Below are 21902 nucleotides of genomic sequence, written 5' to 3'. Positions count from 1 at the left end.
GTTAATTGTTTCTTAGCGTCTCCAAATACTGTTCTAATGAATATTCATCTGGATAAAGTACTTCACGTGCTTTACTCCCTTCAAATGGGCCGACAATTCCTGCGGCTTCCAATTGATCGATGATTCGTCCAGCCCTGTTATAACCCAATTTCAATTTACGTTGGATTAATGATGTAGAACCTTGTTGATGCATGACAATCAAACGAGCAGCTTCTTCAAACAATTGATCGCGATCTTTTGGATCAAAATCTACACTGCCTGAACCCTCTCCGTTTTCATCTACATATTCCGGAAGCATAAATGCCGACGGATAACCACGTTGTGCACCGATATAATCGGAAATCTGTTCAACTTCCGGTGTATCGACAAATGCACACTGAATACGTATCAAATCACTTCCAGTAGCCAGAAGCATGTCCCCGCGGCCAATTAGCTGATCTGCTCCGCCGGTATCTAAGATCGTTCGCGAATCTACTTTTGATAACACACGGAAAGCAAGACGAGCAGGGAAGTTGGCTTTGATTGTACCTGTAATGATATTAACTGAAGGACGTTGGGTCGCAATGACCAAGTGAATTCCTACAGCACGGGCCAACTGGGCCAACCGCGCAATAGGGGTTTCTACTTCTTTTCCGGCAGTCATCATCAAATCGGCAAACTCATCAACAATAAGAACGATATATGGTAAGAATCGATGACCCTCCTCAGGGTTTAATCTGCGATTGATAAATTTTGCATTATATTCCTTTAAATTACGAACTTGTGCATTTTTCAACAGGTCGTATCGCTGATCCATTTCGATACAAAGGGAGTTTAGTGTATTGATTACCTTTTTTGTATCTGTAATGATCGCTTCCTCCTCATCGGGTAGCTTAGCCAAGAAATGGCGCTCAACCTTTTTGAATAGGGAAAGTTCCACTTTTTTAGGATCGACAAGCACAAATTTGAGTTCTGCTGGATGCTTTTTATATAATAAGGATGTTAAAATCGCATTGATACCAACAGATTTACCCTGGCCTGTGGCTCCCGCAACCAGAAGGTGGGGCATCTTGGCTAAATCCGCAATATATACTTCATTAGAAATGGTTTTTCCCAATGCGATGGGAAGATCCATATCCGTTTTTTGGAATTTTTCAGTAGCCAATACAGAACGCATGGATACCATTTCTGGGCTTGAGTTAGGTACTTCAATACCGATAGTTCCTTTACCCGGCATTGGTGCGATAATCCGGATTCCGAGTGCTGCGAGACTTAAAGCAATGTCGTCTTCCAGATTTTTGATTTTTGATATACGTACGCCGGGTTTCGGTATAATCTCATATAGGGTTACTGTAGGACCGATTGTTGCTTTTATACTTTCAATCTCAATGCTATAATTCCGAAGTGTATCAACAATTTTGTTTTTGTTTGCTTCAAGTTCATGTTGATTGATCGTTATTTTGCCTGTTCCGTAATCTCTGAGCAAGTCAAGTGTCGGATGTTGATATCCCGATAGATCTAATTTGGGATCATATTGACCAAATTGGGCAACAAGATCACTTGCTGTTATTTCCTTCTCTTCTTTAATGTCTTCGACAACCAATCCTGGGATTACAGCTACTTCAAGAGGAGGTTCTGGCTCCGCTTGTGGCGTAATCGTTACGCTCGGACTGGAATTCGCCTGAAGGTGTAGGTTATCTTCTTCATCTTCGTTATCATCCTCCGGTTGATCAATGGTGAAGCTAATTGATGGTGTATGTTCTGTGCGTTCCAGCGGGCTATCATCAAAGGTGAGGATAACCTTGTCCTTTGGATCTATTTGTACCTCTGGTATTGGATGATGCGTAAATGCGGGTCGCTCAAGCTCTTCTTTTAAATTATTCTCCCGACTGGATTGAAACCGTTCATTTATTGAAGTTGGCCGTTGGAAAGATTCTCTAACAGATTGTATTGAGTCATCTTCTACATGAACTTTGGTCCTTAAACTATTTGCGGAATAGGAATCTTCTACATCTTCATCCTCGAGATCCTCGGATAATGATTTGGACCTTCGATTGCTAAACAATACGAATTTAAAATCTAAATTGTACAAGAGTATCAATGTCGTCAGGTAAGCGAATGCTAAAATACAGCCTACACCCACAACACCGACCTGTGCCTCCAGTAATTTATTGGTCCAAAAACCAAATTTACCTTCTAACATGTGCGGTGTATCCGCCATAAAACCATGCATGAACCCCAATGTAACTGAAATAAAGACAATAGCTACAAATGAGTAAACTACAGTGCGGTATAATGGGAGTAGTGATTTTTTGAATAATAGCCGATAGCCCAAAATGAACAATACCGGGATAAAGAGGAAGGCGGCAACTCCAAACCATTCATACATAAACTGGTTGGCCAGTAATGCACCGAATTTCCCTAATTTATTGTCAACGACAGGTAGTTCGACAGTCTCATCATGAATTTCTTCGGAAGAACTAAAAAGGGTTCCCCAGCCGCCATTTGTTTTGGCGATATAACTTTGGTCATCTTCCCATGTAAAAAGATAGGAAACAAAAGCAGTGGCAAAGGCCAACGAAAGTACAATCAATAAAATCCCTAGAATTTTGACAGCCTTTTGCTGTGCATCTGAGTATTCTCTGGGGAAGTTGGTTTTTTGACTTTTTTCTTTTTTAAATGTTGCCGATTCTTTTGATGGGGCACGCTTGCCAGAAACTGAATTTCCTGCCTGCCTAAATGTATTTCCTTTATTTGACATTGAAAAGTTCACAATTATACTGCTTACAAACTTAGTTATTTTGATAGTATTTTGTAGATCATGAAGACTATTATTTTAAGTTTGTATTTTTTTCATAAACGAATAATTCCAGATAGGCTATTAAATGAATAATAGCAATGTATAACTAGCAAATACTATGCCCTGAGAAGAGATTTGCAATAAAGATTGGAGTAAATCGGGAAGAAGAGGCTGGTTTGTCTGTCTTTTACAGTTAAAGTAAATTATGTAGTTTTACTGATCAAATTAAGGCATTATGAATAAGTTTCAGATACGGAAAGCGGAACAGGCAGATAAAGGAAGGATTTGGGAAATTATCCAACAGGCAATAGCACTGCGCAAGGAGCAGGGCAGCAGGCAGTGGCAAGATGGTTATCCGAATGAAGACGTAGTACAGTCAGATATTGATAAAGGATATGGGCATGTGGTGGAGGCTGATGGTAAAATTATCGGTTATGTCGCTATAATTTTCGATATCGAACCTGCTTACAATGCTATCGATGGCAAATGGCTCAGTGACGGCGAATATGTGGGCATTCATCGCCTGGCCGCAGCTCAGGACCCGCATGTAAAAGGTGTTGGTACAGCCATTATGCAAGGAGTGGAGGAAATCGCTGTTCTTAATGGTGTATATAGCATCAAAGTGGACACAAACTTTGATAACGGAGGTATGCTGCATGTATTTGATAAGTTGGGATATCAATATTGCGGAGAAGTTCATTTTCGAGGTGCTGCCCGTCGTGCTTTTGAAAAACTACTCAAATAAGTGATTATAGTATCAAAATTGGGTAAAAATGAGCTTAAAAGCCAATAGATTTTATTGCGTACTTAAGGTGATATATAAAAAATAAAAAAATCCCTTCTAAAAGAATAAGAAGGGATTTTTTTATCGAATAAAGCTACTTTTAAGCAATAATCAAATAGTAGTTTTTCTTGCCTCGCTGTGCAATGATGTATTTATTGTTTACCAAATTACCTTCGGTAATAAGTTGTTCGATATCCGTTGCTTTTTCACGGTTGATAGAAACACCGCCACCTTGCAGCATTTTACGTGCTTCGCCTTTTGAAGGAAAAACTTGCGTACTGACAGCCAAGAGATCAAGGATATTGATTCCCGCTTTTAGATCTTCTCTTGTTATCTGAAATTGCGGAATACCTTCAAACACATCCAATACGGCTTCGTGATCTAAATTGTCTAAAAATTCCAATGTACCATTGCCAAAGAGAAATTCAGAGGTTTTGATTGCTGTCTCGTAAGCTTCTTCGGAGTGTGTGCGGATAGTGATGTCTTTCGCTAATGCTTTTTGGACAATGCGTAAATGTGGTGCGGCATCATGTTCTTTGATGATCGCTTCGATTTCCGCCTGTGGTTTAAGTGTGAAAATCTTAATCCAGTTTTTGGCATCGTCATCCGAGGTGTTTAACCAAAACTGGTAATATTTATAGGGCGAAGTCTTCTTTGGATCTAACCATACAGCTCCAGATTCTGTTTTTCCGAATTTTTGACCATCTGCTTTTTTAATCAGTTGCGTGGTGATTGCATAAGCTGTTCCTTGATCCTGGCGACGGATCATTTCACTTCCTGTGACAATATTACCCCATTGATCAGATCCGCCCATTTGTATTTTACAATTGTGGTGTTTCCACAGGTAATAAAAATCGTAACCTTGAATCAATTGATAGGTGAATTCCGTAAATGATAGACCATTGTCTCCTTCCAAACGTTTTTTTACGGAATCTTTTGCCATCATATAGTTGACGGTAATCATTTTACCGATATCACGAATAAAGTCCAAAAATTTGAAATCTTTGAACCAATCGTAATTATTAACCATCTGGGCATCATTTTCGCCTTCTCCAAATTCAAGAAATTTGCCTAACTGTTTTTTCAGACAAGCAACATTATGCTGTAGAGTTGCTTCGTCAAGTAAGTTACGCTCTGCAGATTTGAAAGAAGGGTCCCCAATCATTCCGGTCGCACCGCCAACCAATGCGACCGGTTTATGGCCCGCATTTTGGAAATGGATCAATGTCATGATTTGAGTTAAGTGTCCTACGTGTAGAGAGTCTCCTGTGGGATCAAAGCCAATATAGCCAGCGACTTTTTCTTTATTCAGTAAGTCTTCAGTTCCAGGCATAATATCTTGCAACATGCCTCTCCAACGTAATTCTTCTACAAAGCTCATTGTTAAATGGATTTAATTTTTTAATTTACAAGATGCAAAGATAGGAGATTAAGCGTATATTGAGCGAATAATTCCATATAAAAGCACACGCTAATAAGCTAATATGAATTTTTTGTCACATTTTTATTTTGAGCGGTTTGCAACCAATCCCGAGCGAATTGTCGGTGGGTTGTTGCCCGATCTATTAAAAAATGCAGATAAAACTTTTGTGCTCAAACCCAGGCAATATGAAAATGAACTGCTGGACAATCCCTTGCTGGAACAACTTTATATCGGTTGGAACCGTCACATAGAAGTCGATCGCCTTTTTCATAATTCAACGTATTTTTTTCATCATACCCATCAGTTAAAGTTGCAGATACAATCAAGCTTGCAAGGATTACCTATTCGGCCTTCTTTTATGGCGCATATTGCTTTGGAACTCTTATTGGACCATATTCTGACGCAGCAAAGGGCTGTTTCTATTGATAAATTGTATATTGCAATGTCTCAAGTGAACGAAGATGCTGTGCGAAAATTCTTGAAAATAAACCAATTAAGTGATATTCCTAAATTCGACAGATTTTACCATCAATTCATTGAGTGGAAATATCTATATGATTATGCGCATATGGAGAAGATTGCAGGTGCACTTTTTAATATCTGTAAGCGGTTGTGGCAATTTGAAATTCAAGAGAATCAGCGCCAATTATTGACGGAACAATTGGTTTCCTATTTACATCATCATATGGGGGACTACCAGGAAATTTACCAATATATTCATTACGAATTAGTGGACTTTAAATAGTCCGCTAAAAAATACCAATAGCATAAGACTTTGAAAATATTTATTTTCGCATAATTTTACGCATAAAACTAATTTTACATGTCACATAGACTTTTTCGGAAGAAAAGTGTTGATCAGATCCTACTGGATACCCAAAACGAGGGTGGAACTGGCCTCGCGAAGGTTTTGGGAGTAACCGATCTGGTTTCATTGGGTATCGCAGCTATTGTGGGCGCTGGGATTTTTAGCACCATCGGGTTAGCGAGTTATGAAGGTGGTCCCGCTGTTTCTCTGCTCTTTATTTTTACCGCTTTTGCCTGCGTGTTTACTGCTCTTGCTTATGCGCAGTTTGCGAGCACGGTGCCTGTTTCTGGGTCAGCCTACACCTATGCCTATGTGGCTTTTGGTGAGCTGTTTGCTTGGATTATAGGCTGGGCACTGGTATTGGAATATGCGGTTTCCAATACGGTCATTGCTATATCTTGGTCACAATATTTTGTTTCCATGTTAGCGGGATTTGGTTTGCATATACCGGCCTGGCTTTCCATGGCTCCGGGTTATGCCTTTGATGCAGTAGATAAAATGAATCAGCATGGCTTAGCAAACCTTACAACCATTGATCAACAAGGGCTTGCAGCATTTAACAGTGCACCACGAATCGGTGGAATGCCCATTATATTTGATTTGCCAGCTGGGGTAATAACTTTTTTGGTCACCTGGCTTGTCTATATAGGCATCAAGGAATCTCAAAAGGCGAGCATGATTATGGTGATGATTAAAGTGGGGATAATTCTGGCGGTTATTTTTGGTGGCATATTTTATGTGAAGCCTGAAAACTGGACTCCGTTTGCACCAAATGGCTTGGAGGGTGTCCTCGGAAGTGTAGCTGCTGTATTTTTTGCTTTTATCGGATTTGATTCGATCTCCACAACGGCCGAGGAATGTAAAAATCCACAACGCGATCTACCTAAAGCCATGATTTATTGCTTGCTGATCTGTACGGTCCTATATGTCGCTATTACCATCGTGTTGACTGGAATGGTCAACTATACTGAACTTAACGTAAAAGATCCTTTGGCTTTCGTATTCAAGTATGTTGGATTTGACCATATGGCCGGCATTATATCCGTGACATCGGTTATTGCGATTACTAGTGCACTTTTGGTCTATCAACTGGCGCAACCAAGGATTTGGATGACAATGAGTAGGGACGGATTGTTGTGGAAGAAATTTGCGACAATTCACCCGAAATACAAAACGCCTTCCTTTGCCACAATTGTAACGGGGCTCGTAGTAGCTATTCCTTCGCTGTTCTTCAAGATGGATTTTTTTGTTGACTTGACAAGTGTAGGTACATTCTTTGCGTTTATATTGGTCTGTGCAGGTGTGCTCTACATGGATTATTCTGGATTATCGGCCAAATCCAAATTTAAAGTTCCCTACATCAACGGAAAATATCTAGTAGGTGCAGGATTCATTATCGCGATTGCTTGTATCGCTATTTATGGCCAGAATGTATTAGACGAGTGGAAGAGATCTTCACTTTTGGAAATTGTTGAACATAAAATGTTGGTAATCATATTTTGGTTAACATGGTTAGGTTTGAGCATTTATAGCTTTAAAATGAATTTCTCTCTCCTGCCTGTTATCGGGATATTGATTAATCTATATCTAATGACTGAGCTTGGTGCTAGTAATTGGATTATTTTTGTGATTTGGTTGGTAATTGGTTTAGGGGTATATTTTATGTATGGTTATAAACACTCCAAACTAAATAGATCAACCTCTGCTTAGAATTGGTATTATGTTGTATCAAATAACAAAGGAGCTATCGAATAATAGCTCCTTTGTTATTTGATATTTAAAATCTCCACAAAAGGATTCGGCTTACTTTATTGCCTTGTTCCATACGGATAACTTCAGATTCTTTTACATTGATTTTCTTTAGTTTATGTAGTAGAAAGCGAACATCTTCACGGTGAGCAACTAATGAGGAAAACCACTTCACCTGATCTCTATAGAACTGACTTTCAAATATCATACGTGTCAAGAAAGCTTTCTCTCCACCGTCGCACCAAAGCTCACTTCCTTGTCCTGAAAAGGTTTGGACAACGCTTGTCTCATCTATTTTAGCATCTTTTATACCTGTAGTTTTACGTACAGATTGTTGTAATGCCTCCGTTTGGGAACTAAAGAAAGGTGGGTTGCAGATGATCATGTCAAATTTTTCATCAGGAAGGATGATGTCTTTGAAAATCGCTTTTGGATTGTTTTGTAACCGTATTTGGATATTCTTTTTTAAACTCATATTGGTACGGGTAATCTCAATAGCGTTTTTATAGGCTTTTTTTATAACCTCGGAACCAACAAAACTCCAGCCATATTCCTGGTGACCAATAATGGGATAGATACAACTGGCTCCCACACCGATATCAAGCACTCGTACCTTTCCTCCTTTTGGAATTTCACCGTTGTTATCTCTGGCAAGCACATCAGCAACATAATGAATATAATCTGCTCTACCCGGAATAGGAGGACAGAGATTTTCCTTTGGAATGTCCCAATGTTGGATGTGGTAGTACTTTTTAAGAAGTGCTTGATTTAATATTTTAACAGCTTCCGGATTGTTAAAATCTATTGTTTTGAGCTTATAAGCATTTACGGTAACAAAATCTTTTAAGGAAGGTTCGATTTTGCTAAGTTCGTCAAAATTGTAGTTATCGAGATGTCTATTTCGAGGGTGTAATTTCTTTGTTGGATTAGCGTCTGCCATGTTATAATATTTGCAACAAAAGTAATGCAATTCTATTGAATAAAAAAGGTGATGCTTGTGCATCACCTTTAAAGACTTAATCTTTTCGTACGAGATGAACTTCCGATGTCTGCGGAAAATTCAGCGGAACTCGCTCAATGGTGACAAAACTGGAATCTAAACCAAATCCTTTTTCTTCGGATAAACTCATTTTTTTCAGGTATCCATAAATGTCCATAATCACTTTCTCGATCCAGGACATCTGATTCGTTTTGGATAATACCTTCTCCAGCACGACAAATTTGAAGTCTCCTGGAATATTATGTTTACGGAGGGTCTCGTATTGGCTTGTAATATCAATTTCGCCTTTTTTCACCATATCTTCAACGACTTTTCGGAAAAGTAGGCTGATACGCTGCTCTTCTCTAAAACCTAATTTAAAGTCAATACGAATCAGTTTTCCCGGGATAAGTTGATCAATGGAGTATTCTCTTGTGTGTGGGTGATCCATCACATCGACGTGGACCAGCCAATAGACGTCGGCACGCTTCGGTTTTTTATTGATGATGGAATAAATAATCTTAGCTTCGATTTCAGATTTGAAATTCGCACTGGTTAGGTATACCAGATGCGAAGCAAAAGGTGGAACCGACTTGTCTTCACTCAATTCCGATATAATTGGATAGTATTTATTGATATTAATAAAATTAACAAAACGATTTTTAATCTTACGTGCGGTATACCAACAGTACATTGTGCCGAACAAAGCAATTGCCAATAATAGCGTTAACCAGCCGCCATGCGCAATTTTTACACCATTACCAACCAAGAAGGTTAATTCTATCACAAAATAAGCGACCAGGAAAATGCCGATGAGCACACGATTTACTTTTTTCATGGCTAGGAAATAGCCCATTAAAACTGTTGTCATCAATACCGTTAAATTGATGGCAAGACCATAGGCGGCATCCATTTTACTTGATTCTTCAAACACCCAGATAACGATCATACAGCCAATCCAGAGGATTAGGTTGATTGATGGGACATATAATTGCCCTTTATGTTCGCTTGGGTAGCGGATAGCAACCTTGGGCCATATATTTAAACGTACAGCTTCTGAAATCAGCGTGTATGATCCGGATATCATCGCCTGACTTGCAATTACGGCGGCAATGGTCGCAATAGCAATACCGTAACCGATAAACCAATCTGGCATAATGGAGTAAAACGGGTTTTCACCCCCCAATACCCGGCCTTCTTGTGTCAGTAACCACGCTCCCTGACCAAAATAGTTCAATATCAATGTAATTTTGACGTAGATCCAACTGATACGAATATTTGCTTTACCGCAGTGCCCCATATCCGAATACAGCGCTTCTGCACCTGTCGTACAAAGAAATACTGCACCGATCAGGAGTAGCGAGTGCGGATAGGTTATTAAAATATGAAAAGCATAATAGGGATTGATTGCTTTCATTACTTCTGGTGCCAAATGGATATGGGATAGTCCAAGGACGCCAATAATGGTGAACCATATTGTCATCAATGGGCCGAATACTTTTCCCACAACAGAAGTTCCAAACCGTTGAATAATAAAAAGTAACGAAATAATTGTTACGACAATCGGCACTGTTGGCAGGCCCGGAAATTTGATGTCCAAACCCTCTATCGCTGAGGATATGGTGATGGCTGGTGTAATCATCCCATCAGCCAATAATGTCGCTGCACCTACCATGGCTGGAAAAATTAACCATGGTGCTCTTTTGCGAACTAAAGAGTAAAGTGAAAGAATTCCACCTTCACCTTTGTTGTCGGCGCGTAGTGTGATCCAGACATATTTGATGGTCGTTTGCAGTGTCAGCGTCCAAAAGACGCAGGAAAGGCCGCCCAAAACCAGGTCTTTTTGAATGGCACCCTGTCCCATGATTGCTTTGAAGACATATAGCGGGGAGGTTCCGATATCTCCAAACACGATTCCTAAACTGATCAATAACCCGGCGAAACTCACCTTATTGATGCTGTTGTGATGACTGTTATCTGTCATTTAAATTTTATTTTATTTCAAAATATAATGCAAAAATATACTTTTTACTTATACTTTAAGCATATACATTTTCTGCGCCAAATTTTAGCATTTCATTTGACATGCGCAAGAGCTGTTAAAATTTGTTAAAAGAATCTTTTGATCCCGTGTTTCACTAAAAAATTTTTAAACAAAATAGTAACTTTGTTGTTGATAATTCAAATAGTTAGCGTTATATTTGATTAAACCGTAACCAATATTTGAAGTCTAATTTAACACTATGGGGAGAAATCTACTTAAAGCAGCTTATTTAACACTTATTACCGCACTGATTTTGTGCAGCGGGGTAGCTCGGGTGTATGCAAAGTCTCCTGATGGCCATATTTATCTGCAGACTACTGGGAGCGGTAATGAAGAATTTGGTGATAACACAATCAAGGATACGGAGAAACTGATTAATAACGTTAAGGTATTTTATAATCCTATCGCCGAACAGGTCAATCTTTCATTTAAATTAGCAAAATCATCTAGTGTGTCCATTAAAGTTATGGATGCGCTAGGAAACGAGATTCTACAGTTGATGAATGGAAATCTGGATGCTGGTATTCAAAATCTTTCGTTCGAACATGGGGGCAAATTGACAACTGGATTTTATTTTGTGCGTGTAGTTGCCGGATCAGAGACAGTGGTCAAGAGATTTTCTGTCCGTTAATCCGTGGAAAAAATTCGATTGATAAACAGACATTATTAAAATAAAAAACCAAGGGGGATCATTTGATCCCCCTTGGTTTTTGCTTATTCTTGAACCTCATCAATCCAGCGCCCATCATCTTTAATGATCTTGATCAATTCGTCCAATGCATGCGCGGAACTTACGTTCTTCTTGACGACTTGCTGGCCTCTGTACAGAGTTACCTTATCGGGGCCCGCGCCCACGTAACCATAGTCTGCATCAGCCATTTCACCTGGGCCATTCACGATACAGCCCATAATGCCAATTTTCAAGCCTTTGAGGTGATTGGTACGGCTCCGAATCATTTGCGTGGTCTCCTGAAGATCGAACAGGGTCCTTCCGCAGCTTGGGCAAGAAATATATTCTGTTTTTGATATTCTTGAACGGGTTGCCTGTAATATACCAAACGAAAGCGATGCTATATTTTCCAATGGTGTGGCCGGAGAATCAATCCATATGCCCGAACCTAGGCCATCAATTAATAAAGCCCCCATGTCTGTGGCAGCATATAACTGGATTTTTGAGATCGGTTCTTCTGGATTCATAAACTCGCCCATAGGTCCTGAGAAATCCTCTCGACGATACGATCTTTTGATAATGACAGGATTGTCAATGCTGATCTCTTGTAGATTCCGGAAAAATTGACGTTGATCAGCCATTCCATGCGTACGATCCGTTTCTAAGATAAATACGACTGTCTTGTCCAAAGGAAATGTCTCAAATAGTGGGCTCGTTAAATCCGTATTATTTATTTTTACCATGTTCAAAACGCGATCCTTATTGTCCGTTTGGACAAATTCTTCCAATGTATAGAGCGGATGGATATTTGTTTTGTCCTGAAGTTTCGACCATGTCGTAAAGTTGTATACCTGTTTTAAATTGGCAGGCATATTAAAGGAAGGCAAATGGTCTCCTAGATAGACAAAATCTACGGATTGTTCGCCCATATGATATTTATCCAAAAGGATATCATAGCGGTAACCGACTTTTGTCAGAATTTGCGCATCCTTGAGATTCTCATTTGAAATATCTGTCACAATCCGGGGAACTAGTGACCCACCAACGAAGGTATTGACCTCTTGACTCTGATAGGGGATAGCCGGGCTATCTGGGGAGAGTTGTACGATTTCTTCTTTTGATTGACTGTTTAAGGTAGCTCTTCGTTTGCTATACCTATTAACCAATGCGATTGCTACGGGAGCTTCACGTTCAGGCTCCTCGGTCAGGGAAACCCTTACCGTATCCCCAAGTCCGTCTTCCAGTAGTGTACCTATCCCTACTGCGGATTTTACACGGCCATCTTCTCCATCGCCTGCCTCGGTTACACCAAGGTGTAAAGGATAGTTCATGTTTTCAGCAACCATCTTTTCAACCAGCAAACGGTAGGCTTTGACCATCACCTGTGGGTTTGAGGATTTCATTGAAATACAGAGATTATGGAAACTAAGATCTTCACACATGCGGATAAATTCCATCGCAGATTCGACCATTCCTTCAGGGGTATCTCCATAGTGGCTCATAATCCGATCTGAAAGTGAACCATGGTTTGTACCAATGCGCATGGCAGTACCATGCTCTTTGCAGACCTTAACTAAAGGAGCAAACTTTGTATAGATGCGTTCCAGTTCTAACTTATATTCATCCGCAGTATAGGAAAGCTGGTCAAACTTCTTCTTATCCGCATAATTACCGGGATTAATCCGGACTTTCTCGACAATCCGGGCTGCAACTTCAGCAGCATTTGGAGTAAAATGTATATCTGCCACCAAGGGGACCTGATAACCTCTTTTCCGGAGTTCGTTTTTTATATTTGCTAGATTCTGAGCTTCTTTTATGCTTGGGGCCGTGATACGAACATATTCACAGCCCGCTTCTACCATTCGAATGGTCTGTTCGACTGAGCCTAGGGTATCCATCGTATCTACAGTAGTCATACTTTGAATACGAATCGGGTTGTCTCCGCCCATAGGGACGTCGCCGATCTGAATTTCCCTCGTTTTCCATCTCGAATATTCTACCTTGGAATTACAATAGATTCCTGGCAAACTCAACATATTACTTGTGTTCATATATAACACAAAGTTAGCTTTTATTGACTAAAAATTCGTTGTCAATTAATATCTTCTAATTTTTATGGATGTAATCCCACCATTAATATCAAAATCAAACTTTTGTGTTGCAGTGTCGTAATTAGTGGATTTGACTAAGCCCTCAGTTTTTAAGAAATCACCCTCATAATCTGTGGACGATAATGCATTATCACTTGTGATACGGCATGCTGCATTTTTAGGAATTGCGATTTCGATGGAGGAGGCCCCGGCGTCCAGAGCGATCTTGCTTGTCGCTAAAGGTTGACCAAGTTTGAGTTTTAGACTTGTTGCACCGGCGTCAATATCCAATAGCTCAATCTTATAAGCTGAAAGATCCAAATTGGCATCAATTGCCCCGATATCAAAGTTCAGCTTCCATACAATATTTGGATTGAGCGCAATATGCGTATTGTTGTTTTTACTGTTAAAATCTTTGTCTTTAAATTTACCTTTAAGATTGATATTCAGTTTTTCGCTGGATTCCCCACGCGTGGTTATACCCAAAAGATATTCACTAGAGCTGTTATAAGCGGTGAATATTGCAGAAGTTGTTGAGCTGTCGTTTTTTAATGATGTGGCTCCCAAATCTATATTTAAAGTTGCGCTTTGGATTTTATTATCCAACGGCACAGTCAGTTTTTCCGTTGAATAGCTCGTTTTATCATTGGGGTCGTCAGTATTTCTGACACCAAGTGTTTTACTTTTTAGCAATTGCGTTAATAGGGGCTCTTTTGGGGTAGATAAACCGATATAAGTAAGGAAACCCAAGATGACTACTGTGGCACCGATAGCAATAAACTGTCCTATCTGTTGATCTTTAGGGACCAACATACGAATTCCTGCGAGGACAATGAATAAGGGCCAATATCGGAAAATTCCAACCCAATTGAAGGATATGCTATTCAGTTGGGATAATAATAAGACAATACCTATGAAAAGAATTGTAATTCCAGTTGTTATACGTTGTGTGTTCATGATTAATTCCGTTTGTTATATACCCCAAAAGTAAATCGCTTTATTGGACACTGTATGAAAGATTAGGCTATTATACATAAAAATTCGGTAAATGTGACGAAATGGTCGGTAAGTAATTTTGTTTTTCTCCTACTTTTTAGGTTTTCGCTTGTTTATATATTTGACGGAATTAATTACCTTTAATGGATACGCGGGCCAAACTTAAAATTTGGTGGCTGTAATATACAGAATTTAAATTGATAATATGATTTTTCATCACATTGGTGCATATCTTATACTGCTTAAGGCGGTCTTTAAAAAACCAGAGAAAGGACGTATCTATTGGAAGGAGACCATACTGACCATGACCGATATTGGAATAGGATCTTTGGGGCTTATTGTGATCATTTCAACTTTTATTGGAGCGGTAATGACCATGCAGATTGCTTTTCAGATGGTTTCAGACCTTATTCCCAATTCGATTATAGGTTCTATCAATAGGGATTCAAATATTTTAGAGTTGGGACCTACGATTTCGGGATTGGTATTAATGGGGAAAATAGGCTCATCAATTTCTTCTCAAATTGGTTCTATGCGCGTAACGGAGCAGATTGATGCCTTAGAGATCATGGGGATCAATGCCCCCGGCTATCTCATATTACCTAAAATATTGGCCGGCGTGACGATGATTCCCATGTTGGTTATTATCGCCATCGTTTGTGCTTTAGTGGGAGGGCTACTAGGGGGCTCACTATCCGGGGCTGTGACACCTGCAGATTATATTTTAGGTATTCAAGACAATTTTAATGGCTTTACAGTCACTGTAGCGCTCGTAAAAGCTGTTGTGTTCGGTTTTATCATTACCTCAGTATCGGCGTATAAGGGATATAAAGTGAAAGGTGGAGCGCTCGAGGTAGGACAAGCGAGTACCGAAGCTGTTGTGGTCGGCTGTATTACCATTCTGGCAGCAGATTATGTAATTACAGCATTAATGCTTTAAAAAGATCTTATGATTGAAATTGAAAATATTAACAAGTCTTTTGGTGAGAACCATGTTTTAAAAGGAATAAGTGCAAATTTCGAACCCGGAAAAGTGAGTTTGATCATTGGTGGATCCGGTTCGGGAAAAAGTACCTTATTAAAATGTATCGTTGGATTGCATCACCCCGAAAAGGGTAAGGTACTGTTTGACAATAGTGATTTCACCAGAATGAATTTTGAAGAACGCGTACCGATCCGGAAGGAAATCGGAATGTTATTTCAGAATTCAGCCCTGTTTGATTCAATGACGGTGGAGCAAAACATTATGTTCTCCTTGGATATGTTCACAGATATGTCTAAAGCCGAAAAATTAGACCGCGCAAACCATTGTTTGGAACAGGTTAACCTGGAGGGAAGGAACAAGTTATTCCCCGCTGAACTATCTGGAGGAATGAAAAAACGCGTTGGTATCGCGCGTGCGATCAGTATGAATCCCAAATATCTTTTTTGCGATGAACCAAATTCAGGTTTGGATCCAGAGACCTCTATTGTAATTGATGAATTAGTGCTTAAAATTACCCAGGAACTGAAGTGCACAACAGTCGTCGTCACCCACGACATGAACTCTGTTATGGGGATCGGTGAGTATATTCTATTTTTATATCAAGGGCAAAAATTTTGGGAGGGATCCAATAAAGATATGATGCGATCCGATGTGGAGGAATTAAATAATTTTGTATTTGCAAGCCCATTGATGAAAAGTGCCAAAGCTTCTATGGGGCAATAACCGGTGAGATAATGAATATATTTACATTTATCATAGATTTCCCGTGTTTTGGCCTAGATTGAAGATCCTGGATTACATGGATTTTTCTGCTGTTTTGATGTGAGGAATTTCCATTTCCAAAGCGGATGGGCGGAAGCTAAATTTCAATATAAGGGAAATTTAGCTTAGTTTTGTCGGAAAATTTTGATTTTGGCAACAACGAATATACAACTATTGACCCCACAACATTGGAAAGACTATGAGCTTATTGACTGTGGTGATTTTGAGAAATTAGAACGCTTTGGCGATCTGATATTAATTAGGCCGGAGCCACAGGCTGTGTGGCCCAAGGCTTTGAGCGATGCAGAATGGAACAAACGTTATCATATCAAATTCAAGGGACGTTCGGCTACTACCGGAGAGTGGTTGAAAAAAAATCCAAAAATCCAGGACCGTTGGCATATCCAATATAAAAACGATGATGTCGCTATCAAATTCAGATTGGGATTGACCTCGTTTAAGCACGTTGGGATATTTCCCGAACAGGCTGTCAATTGGGATTATATTTCGGAATCTGTCCGTTCTTTTAAGGCCGAGAAACCCAAAGTTTTAAATCTTTTTGCATATACGGGGGGAGCTTCATTAATAGCGAAGGCCGCGGGAGCAGACACAACACATGTCGACTCTATTAAGCAAGTGGTCACTTGGGCGAATGAAAACATGGAGATTTCCAACCTGGATAATATCCGTTGGGTAGTTGAGGATGCATTGAAGTTTGTCAAGCGCGAGCTAAAAAGGGGAAATACGTATAATGGTATTATTTTGGATCCACCAGCATACGGACATGGACCAAAAGGAGAAAAATGGAAGCTCGAAGACCATATTATGGAGATGATGACAGAGGTGGTTCAATTGTTGGATCCCAAAGAGCATTTCCTGATCTTAAATACTTATTCATTGGGTTTTTCTTCGGTCATTGTGGAAAATTTAATAAAAACTGCCTTTCCGAAAGTAGAAAATTTAGAAATTGGCGAGCTTTTTCTGCAAGCTACTGCAGGGCCAAAACTTCCACTGGGAGTTTTTGGGAAATTTCGTAAAATTGCACGGTAAATATTCCTGTTGAATAAACAGGAATATTTATTAATCCAATAAACGCGGCAGTCCTGTGGACCTGCCGCGTTTATTTTAGTCCCAATACGACCTATATCTGAAGGGCTTTTAAACGGATAGTTGCAAGCTCCAGCTGTAAGGGTATAGCTTCTAGGGTGCTTTTAGGAAGATACGAGAGCTGATCTTGTAGTTTATGATAGTAATCTATTCCGGCCTGTAATTGTGCTTTGAATTTGGCAATATAATTTAGTTTTTTGTCATTGAGTTTATCTTTATTGTCGCTGATATATTTTTGGATATGATCGATATAAAGGTTTAATTCATTGATCAGCACAAATGGCCGGTCTGAATTTTCTAGTATCGACACGCGGCCGTAAATATGATCAATCATCTGTTTTAAAGAATATTGTTTTTTGAACCAGTACAGATTTGGCCCCGGACAAATGGAGACAGCCATCTGCTCCTTATTTTGTTGGATATTGTATTTGAGATAAGCGGGAGCAGCCAGTCCTTCACAGAGGCAGGTTTTTTCGGTGATGGTATCGAATGCCTTGTTGTATTCTTCAGCCGTAAGTTGCTGCCTCTGCAGTTCCAGGATTTTTTGGTGTTGATATGCACGTGATGCGGTACAAATCGGCTTTTCTCCAAATTCCCGATTGGCGATTAGATATTCTTTTTTACAAGGGCTTCCGGGCCTTCCTTTTTGGATACGTTCTAACCGTAACTTTTCGGCGCTGCTGGTTCTAAAATTATTAAAGGGTACACCTAAAGGTGAAGCTCCGCTACAGTAGAAGTCTGTTTGCTCAGCTTCTGCCAGTGCTTTCAACGTTTCATTGTCCACAGTTGTAGCTTCCGGAACCATTAAAAAAGGCGAGCCCCAGCCCACAGCATCAAATTCATAGTAATTCAATAGAAATTGATGTTCGATGGCGGTGCCTATTCCGCCTTGTACGGTATATTTGACCTGGGGTGAATCGGTCAACTGTAAGCCATGTCCTAACCAATAGTCCTGATAAATTGTGAAGAGCTCCGCTTGTAAACTTTGTTTTTTTGTCTTGAACTCTTCCAAAATGGGACCCAATAGAAAACCATCTGTTGCAAAAGCATGTCCACCGCAATTTAATCCAGACTCTACCCGGAACTCAGAAACCCAGACTCCTCTTTTTGCGAGATATTTTGCCTGGATAAGGGATGATCTAAAATCGCTGACTTTTAAAACGACCTTCTTGTTAAAACTGCTGTCAGCATTTGGGAAGAATGCCGGTAATTCAGCAAGATAGGCATATAAATGCGGGTTCATTCCTGCGGAGAGAATGACTGAAGAGTGTAATGTGGAATTAGCGAACCCGCGTAAGGCGGCTAAAGCATCCGAGTAGTGCTGGGCTAAAGGAACGCCATTCTTATAATTTATTTTGTCCACTTTGGACATAATATTAACATTGATGTCTCCGGGTTTCAGATAATTGATCAACAGGTCTTGAAGCTCTGTTTTGATCGCGCGATTTGTTTCAATTTCCATCGCGTGATAGATCGGTTTTGAGGGATGGGAATCCGGTAAAAGCTGGAAGTATTTGGTCAGTTCCGAATTTTCAGTAAAGGATTGATGTTTCAGGGAGTTTATCTGCCTATTGACCACCTGCTGTACGAGATCGAGATAGGCGGTGATTCTATTTGCACGGAAGTCTTCTTCCGTTGTGCAGATCGGATGATAAGGAATTTGATATTGCCCGCAGTAATAGCGGCGCATGCGCTCGATGAGCTCGTCGTCAACAATGGACATTACGGAAGAAATCCCGTATTGTGCAACCTTGATTGCCGAGTCTATTGAAAAGGCTAGCCCCAATACCGGGATATGGAAAGTGTGCGTCATTCTTAAATAGTTCTTTTACGAAATAATCAAGAATAACGCGAAAAAAAAATAATGACTACACGTCTACAGCGGTGATTGTGATCACTATTCAAACACAATGGTTTTATAGTCGTTGAGCATTACACGGTCTTCGCTCAATAGGCGTATCGCTCTGCTTAAAACTGCTTTTTCAATTTCTTTACCGGCAGTTACCATATCTTTAACGGTATAAGTATGATTGACATGGCGTATATCCTGGACGATGATAGGACCTTCATCAAGCTGGTCGGTGACAAAATGTGCGGTAGCGCCAATAATCTTTACTCCTCGGGAATGCGCTTGTTTGTAAGGGTTTGCTCCAATGAATGCAGGAAGAAATGAGTGATGGATATTGATCAACCTATTTTCGAATGTAGCCACGAAAAAGGAGGAGAGGATGCGCATAAATTTTGCCAGAATGATATAATCAAAATTGTAATTTTTGATTTGCGCGATCAATTGTGTTTCAAAATCTTCTTTTGATAAGCCTTCATGCGAGATACAATGGAATGGAATATCAAATTTATCCGTAAATGAACGTAAGGTATCATAATTACCAATGACCGCCTGTACTTCTGCTCCCCAGGTTTCGAAATGTTGGCGAACCAGAATATCTGCCAGACAGTGATGTTCTTTAGTGACAAGGACAATAATTTTTTTCCGATTGCTGGGGTTTACCTGGATCTGCGCGGAAGGTGGAAGCACTTCGGCCAGTGAATTGGCAAGCTGTGTCTGGTTAGGAAATAAACCGTTACAGACGACACGGACAAAAAATTTATTTGCTTCTTCATCAACATACTCGCGCATGGTAATGATATTAAGCTGATATTTGGCCAATGTGTTGGAAATATTGGCTACCAATCCAACGGCATCTTGACATTGGATCAGAATTAAGGTTTGATTGTGCATGAAATATAGGTCGTAGGTTGCAAAAAAGCGGGTTAATTAACCCGCTTTTTTTGTCAGTTCTTCTTCAAGGTCTACTTCTACACGCAAATTCTCGACGATATGTTTTTGTCGGTCAGGTGTGTTTTTGCCCATGTAGTATTCTAATAATTGTTGAATCTTATTGTCTTTTGATAAAATAACCGGGTCAAGACGGATGTCTTTTCCGATGAATAGGCCAAACTCGGAAGGTGATATTTCACCTAAACCTTTAAACCGGGTGATCTCAGGCTTGGCTCCTAGTTTCGCAATTGCTTTTTGACGTTCTTCATCGGAGTAACAATAGATCGTTTCCTTTTTGTTCCGAACCCGGAATAATGGTGTTTGGAGGATAGATACATGACCTGCTTTGACCAAATCCGGAAAAAACTGTAGGAAAAATGTCAATAACAAGAGACGAATGTGCATTCCATCGACGTCGGCATCAGTAGCGATAACAATATTGTTGTACCGTAATCCATCTAGTCCATCTTCGATATTGAGCGCATGTTGCAAGAGATTGAACTCTTCATTTTCATACACAATTTTTTTGGACATGCCATATGAGTTCAATGGTTTCCCTTTTAAACTAAAAACCGCTTGTGTCTGTACATCACGTGACTTGGTAATTGAACCTGATGCGGAATCCCCCTCTGTTATAAAAAGTGTAGTCTCTTGGTTGCGCTCGTTTTTATCACTGAAGTGGACTTTACAGTCGCGCAATTTGCGGTTGTGTAAAGATGCTTTTTTTGCTCTTTCATTGGCCAGTTTTTTGATCCCTGCAATATCTTTACGCTCCCTTTCAGATTGAAGAATACGTTTTTGCAGTGCATCTGCCGTACTTGGATTTTTATGAAGATAGTCATCCAATGCTTTTTTGACAAAGTCATTGATGAAGCCTCTTACAGTAGGGCCTTCCGGACCGACACTCTGAGAGCCTAATTTTGTTTTTGTTTGGGATTCGAAAACCGGTTCCTGTACTTTGATGGCAATGGCGCCAATAATCGAGGACCGAATATCTGATGCGTCAAATTCTTTTTTGTAGAATTCGCGTATTGTTCTGACAATTGCTTCACGGAAGGCTGCTTGGTGTGTTCCGCCCTGTGTCGTATGCTGACCGTTTACAAAAGAATAGTATTCTTCTCCATACTGTTGACCGTGGGTCATTGCGATCTCAATATCATCACCACGTAAGTGAATGATTGGATAGCGCATGGATTCGGAATCTATATTCCTTTCTAATAAGTCTTTTAATCCATTTTCAGAAATAAACTTCTGTCCATTAAAATTAATGGTAAGGCCTGAGTTTAGAAAAACATAGTTCCAGATCATATTCTCTACAAATTCCGGACGGTATTTGTAATTTCTGAAAATAGAATCATCTGGATAGAATGTTACCGATGTACCGTTGCGTTGTGTGGTATCTTTCTGCTCGTCATTCACCAATTCTCCTTTGGAAAACTGCGCAATACGTGTTATATTTTGGCGGTATGACTGTACCGTAAACTGGCTGGATAAAGCATTTACTGCTTTTGTACCCACGCCATTTAATCCAACAGATTTTTGAAAGGCCTTGCTGTCATATTTACCACCAGTATTGATTTTGGAAACTACATCTACGACAGATCCAATTGGAATTCCCCGGCCATAATCGCGTACTGAAACTTTGTTTTCGTTTACGGTGATATCAATGGTTTTACCGGCGCCCATCACAAACTCATCAATAGAATTGTCGACAACTTCTTTCAATAAAACATAGATGCCATCATCGTAGGCCGAACCGTCCCCTAACTTTCCTATGTACATTCCCGGACGAAGGCGGATATGCTCTTTCCAATCCAGGGACCTAATACTGTCTTCGTTATATGTACTCATAAATTTATGTAGAACTTAGCTAACAAAAGTATAAAAAATAAACCACGATATGTAGTATAAAAGACTAAATTTTTTAGATATCTATGGTTTCCGATA

The 21902-nt window shown here is 39.8% G+C and carries 16 protein-coding genes; 7 read left to right on the top strand and 9 right to left on the bottom strand.

What is annotated here, in order from left to right:
- Position 1: 1 nt before the first annotated feature.
- On the bottom strand, positions 2-2740 hold the full coding sequence (locus tag ABTV71_RS24530; protein ID WP_433901400.1) for a DNA translocase FtsK 4TM domain-containing protein: 2739 nt from the start codon (positions 2738-2740) through the stop codon (positions 2-4).
- Between the two features lie 274 nt (positions 2741-3014).
- On the opposite strand from ABTV71_RS24530, the gene ABTV71_RS24525 reads away from it, so the two are divergent.
- Positions 3015-3524, top strand: a complete 510-nt coding sequence (locus tag ABTV71_RS24525; protein ID WP_433901399.1) for an N-acetyltransferase family protein — start codon at positions 3015-3017, stop codon at positions 3522-3524.
- A 139-nt stretch (positions 3525-3663) separates the two neighbouring features.
- On the opposite strand, the gene tyrS is transcribed toward ABTV71_RS24525, so the two are convergent.
- Complete coding sequence (tyrS, locus tag ABTV71_RS24520) at positions 3664-4944, bottom strand: tyrosine--tRNA ligase (RefSeq protein WP_121127286.1); 1281 nt, start codon at positions 4942-4944, stop codon at positions 3664-3666.
- 103 nt (positions 4945-5047) lie between these two features.
- Between tyrS and ABTV71_RS24515 the strand changes: the two genes are divergently transcribed.
- Both ABTV71_RS24515 and ABTV71_RS24510 read left to right on the top strand, forming a co-directional pair.
- Complete coding sequence (locus ABTV71_RS24515; protein ID WP_121127285.1) at positions 5048-5731, top strand: ACP phosphodiesterase; 684 nt, start codon at positions 5048-5050, stop codon at positions 5729-5731.
- 78 nt (positions 5732-5809) lie between these two features.
- Complete coding sequence (locus ABTV71_RS24510; RefSeq protein WP_433901398.1) at positions 5810-7504, top strand: amino acid permease; 1695 nt, start codon at positions 5810-5812, stop codon at positions 7502-7504.
- A 67-nt stretch (positions 7505-7571) separates the two neighbouring features.
- Here ABTV71_RS24510 and rlmF read toward each other — a convergent pair whose 3' ends face one another.
- Both rlmF and ABTV71_RS24500 read right to left on the bottom strand, forming a co-directional pair.
- Positions 7572-8483: a 23S rRNA (adenine(1618)-N(6))-methyltransferase RlmF gene (rlmF, locus tag ABTV71_RS24505; RefSeq protein ID WP_121127283.1), complete on the bottom strand. Its 912-nt coding sequence runs from the start codon at positions 8481-8483 to the stop codon at positions 7572-7574.
- A 76-nt stretch (positions 8484-8559) separates the two neighbouring features.
- A complete protein-coding gene (locus tag ABTV71_RS24500) occupies positions 8560-10506 on the bottom strand; it encodes a KUP/HAK/KT family potassium transporter (RefSeq protein WP_433901397.1) in 1947 nt (648 codons plus the stop codon).
- 259 nt (positions 10507-10765) lie between these two features.
- Between ABTV71_RS24500 and ABTV71_RS24495 the strand changes: the two genes are divergently transcribed.
- Positions 10766-11197, top strand: a complete 432-nt coding sequence (locus tag ABTV71_RS24495; RefSeq protein WP_121127281.1) for a T9SS type A sorting domain-containing protein — start codon at positions 10766-10768, stop codon at positions 11195-11197.
- A gap of 83 nt (positions 11198-11280) precedes the next feature.
- Here the strand turns inward: ABTV71_RS24495 and ispG are convergent, their stop codons facing one another.
- Together ispG and ABTV71_RS24485 are read right to left on the bottom strand one after the other, a co-directional pair.
- On the bottom strand, positions 11281-13287 hold the full coding sequence (ispG, locus tag ABTV71_RS24490; RefSeq protein ID WP_433901396.1) for a (E)-4-hydroxy-3-methylbut-2-enyl-diphosphate synthase: 2007 nt from the start codon (positions 13285-13287) through the stop codon (positions 11281-11283).
- A gap of 45 nt (positions 13288-13332) precedes the next feature.
- On the bottom strand, positions 13333-14283 hold the full coding sequence (locus tag ABTV71_RS24485) for a LiaI-LiaF-like domain-containing protein (protein WP_121127279.1): 951 nt from the start codon (positions 14281-14283) through the stop codon (positions 13333-13335).
- Between the two features lie 244 nt (positions 14284-14527).
- Between ABTV71_RS24485 and ABTV71_RS24480 the strand changes: the two genes are divergently transcribed.
- The 3 genes from ABTV71_RS24480 (at position 14528) to ABTV71_RS24470 (ending at position 17119) form a co-directional block, all read left to right on the top strand.
- Positions 14528-15262: an MlaE family ABC transporter permease gene (locus tag ABTV71_RS24480; protein WP_121127278.1), complete on the top strand. Its 735-nt coding sequence runs from the start codon at positions 14528-14530 to the stop codon at positions 15260-15262.
- 9 nt (positions 15263-15271) lie between these two features.
- Positions 15272-16030 carry an ABC transporter ATP-binding protein gene (locus tag ABTV71_RS24475; RefSeq protein WP_108636691.1) on the top strand — a complete coding sequence of 253 codons (759 nt, stop codon included), beginning with the start codon at positions 15272-15274 and terminating at the stop codon, positions 16028-16030.
- Between the two features lie 183 nt (positions 16031-16213).
- A complete protein-coding gene (locus ABTV71_RS24470; protein WP_121127277.1) occupies positions 16214-17119 on the top strand; it encodes a class I SAM-dependent methyltransferase in 906 nt (301 codons plus the stop codon).
- 91 nt (positions 17120-17210) lie between these two features.
- On the opposite strand, the gene ABTV71_RS24465 is transcribed toward ABTV71_RS24470, so the two are convergent.
- The 3 genes from ABTV71_RS24465 to ABTV71_RS24455 all read right to left on the bottom strand — a co-directional run bounded on the left by ABTV71_RS24465 (position 17211) and on the right by ABTV71_RS24455 (position 21806).
- Complete coding sequence (locus tag ABTV71_RS24465; RefSeq protein WP_433901395.1) at positions 17211-18989, bottom strand: hypothetical protein; 1779 nt, start codon at positions 18987-18989, stop codon at positions 17211-17213.
- A gap of 84 nt (positions 18990-19073) precedes the next feature.
- Positions 19074-19916 (bottom strand): formyltetrahydrofolate deformylase, encoded by an 843-nt coding sequence (gene purU, locus ABTV71_RS24460; RefSeq protein ID WP_121127275.1) that lies wholly within the window; start codon positions 19914-19916, stop codon positions 19074-19076.
- A 36-nt stretch (positions 19917-19952) separates the two neighbouring features.
- A complete protein-coding gene (locus ABTV71_RS24455) occupies positions 19953-21806 on the bottom strand; it encodes a DNA topoisomerase IV subunit B (protein WP_121127274.1) in 1854 nt (617 codons plus the stop codon).
- Positions 21807-21902: the final 96 nt, after the last annotated feature.

This window comes from Sphingobacterium puteale (assembly GCF_050986225.1).
Classification (GTDB): Bacteria; Bacteroidota; Bacteroidia; order Sphingobacteriales; family Sphingobacteriaceae; genus Sphingobacterium; species Sphingobacterium puteale.
This window is presented reverse-complemented; position numbering and strand designations above follow the sequence as displayed.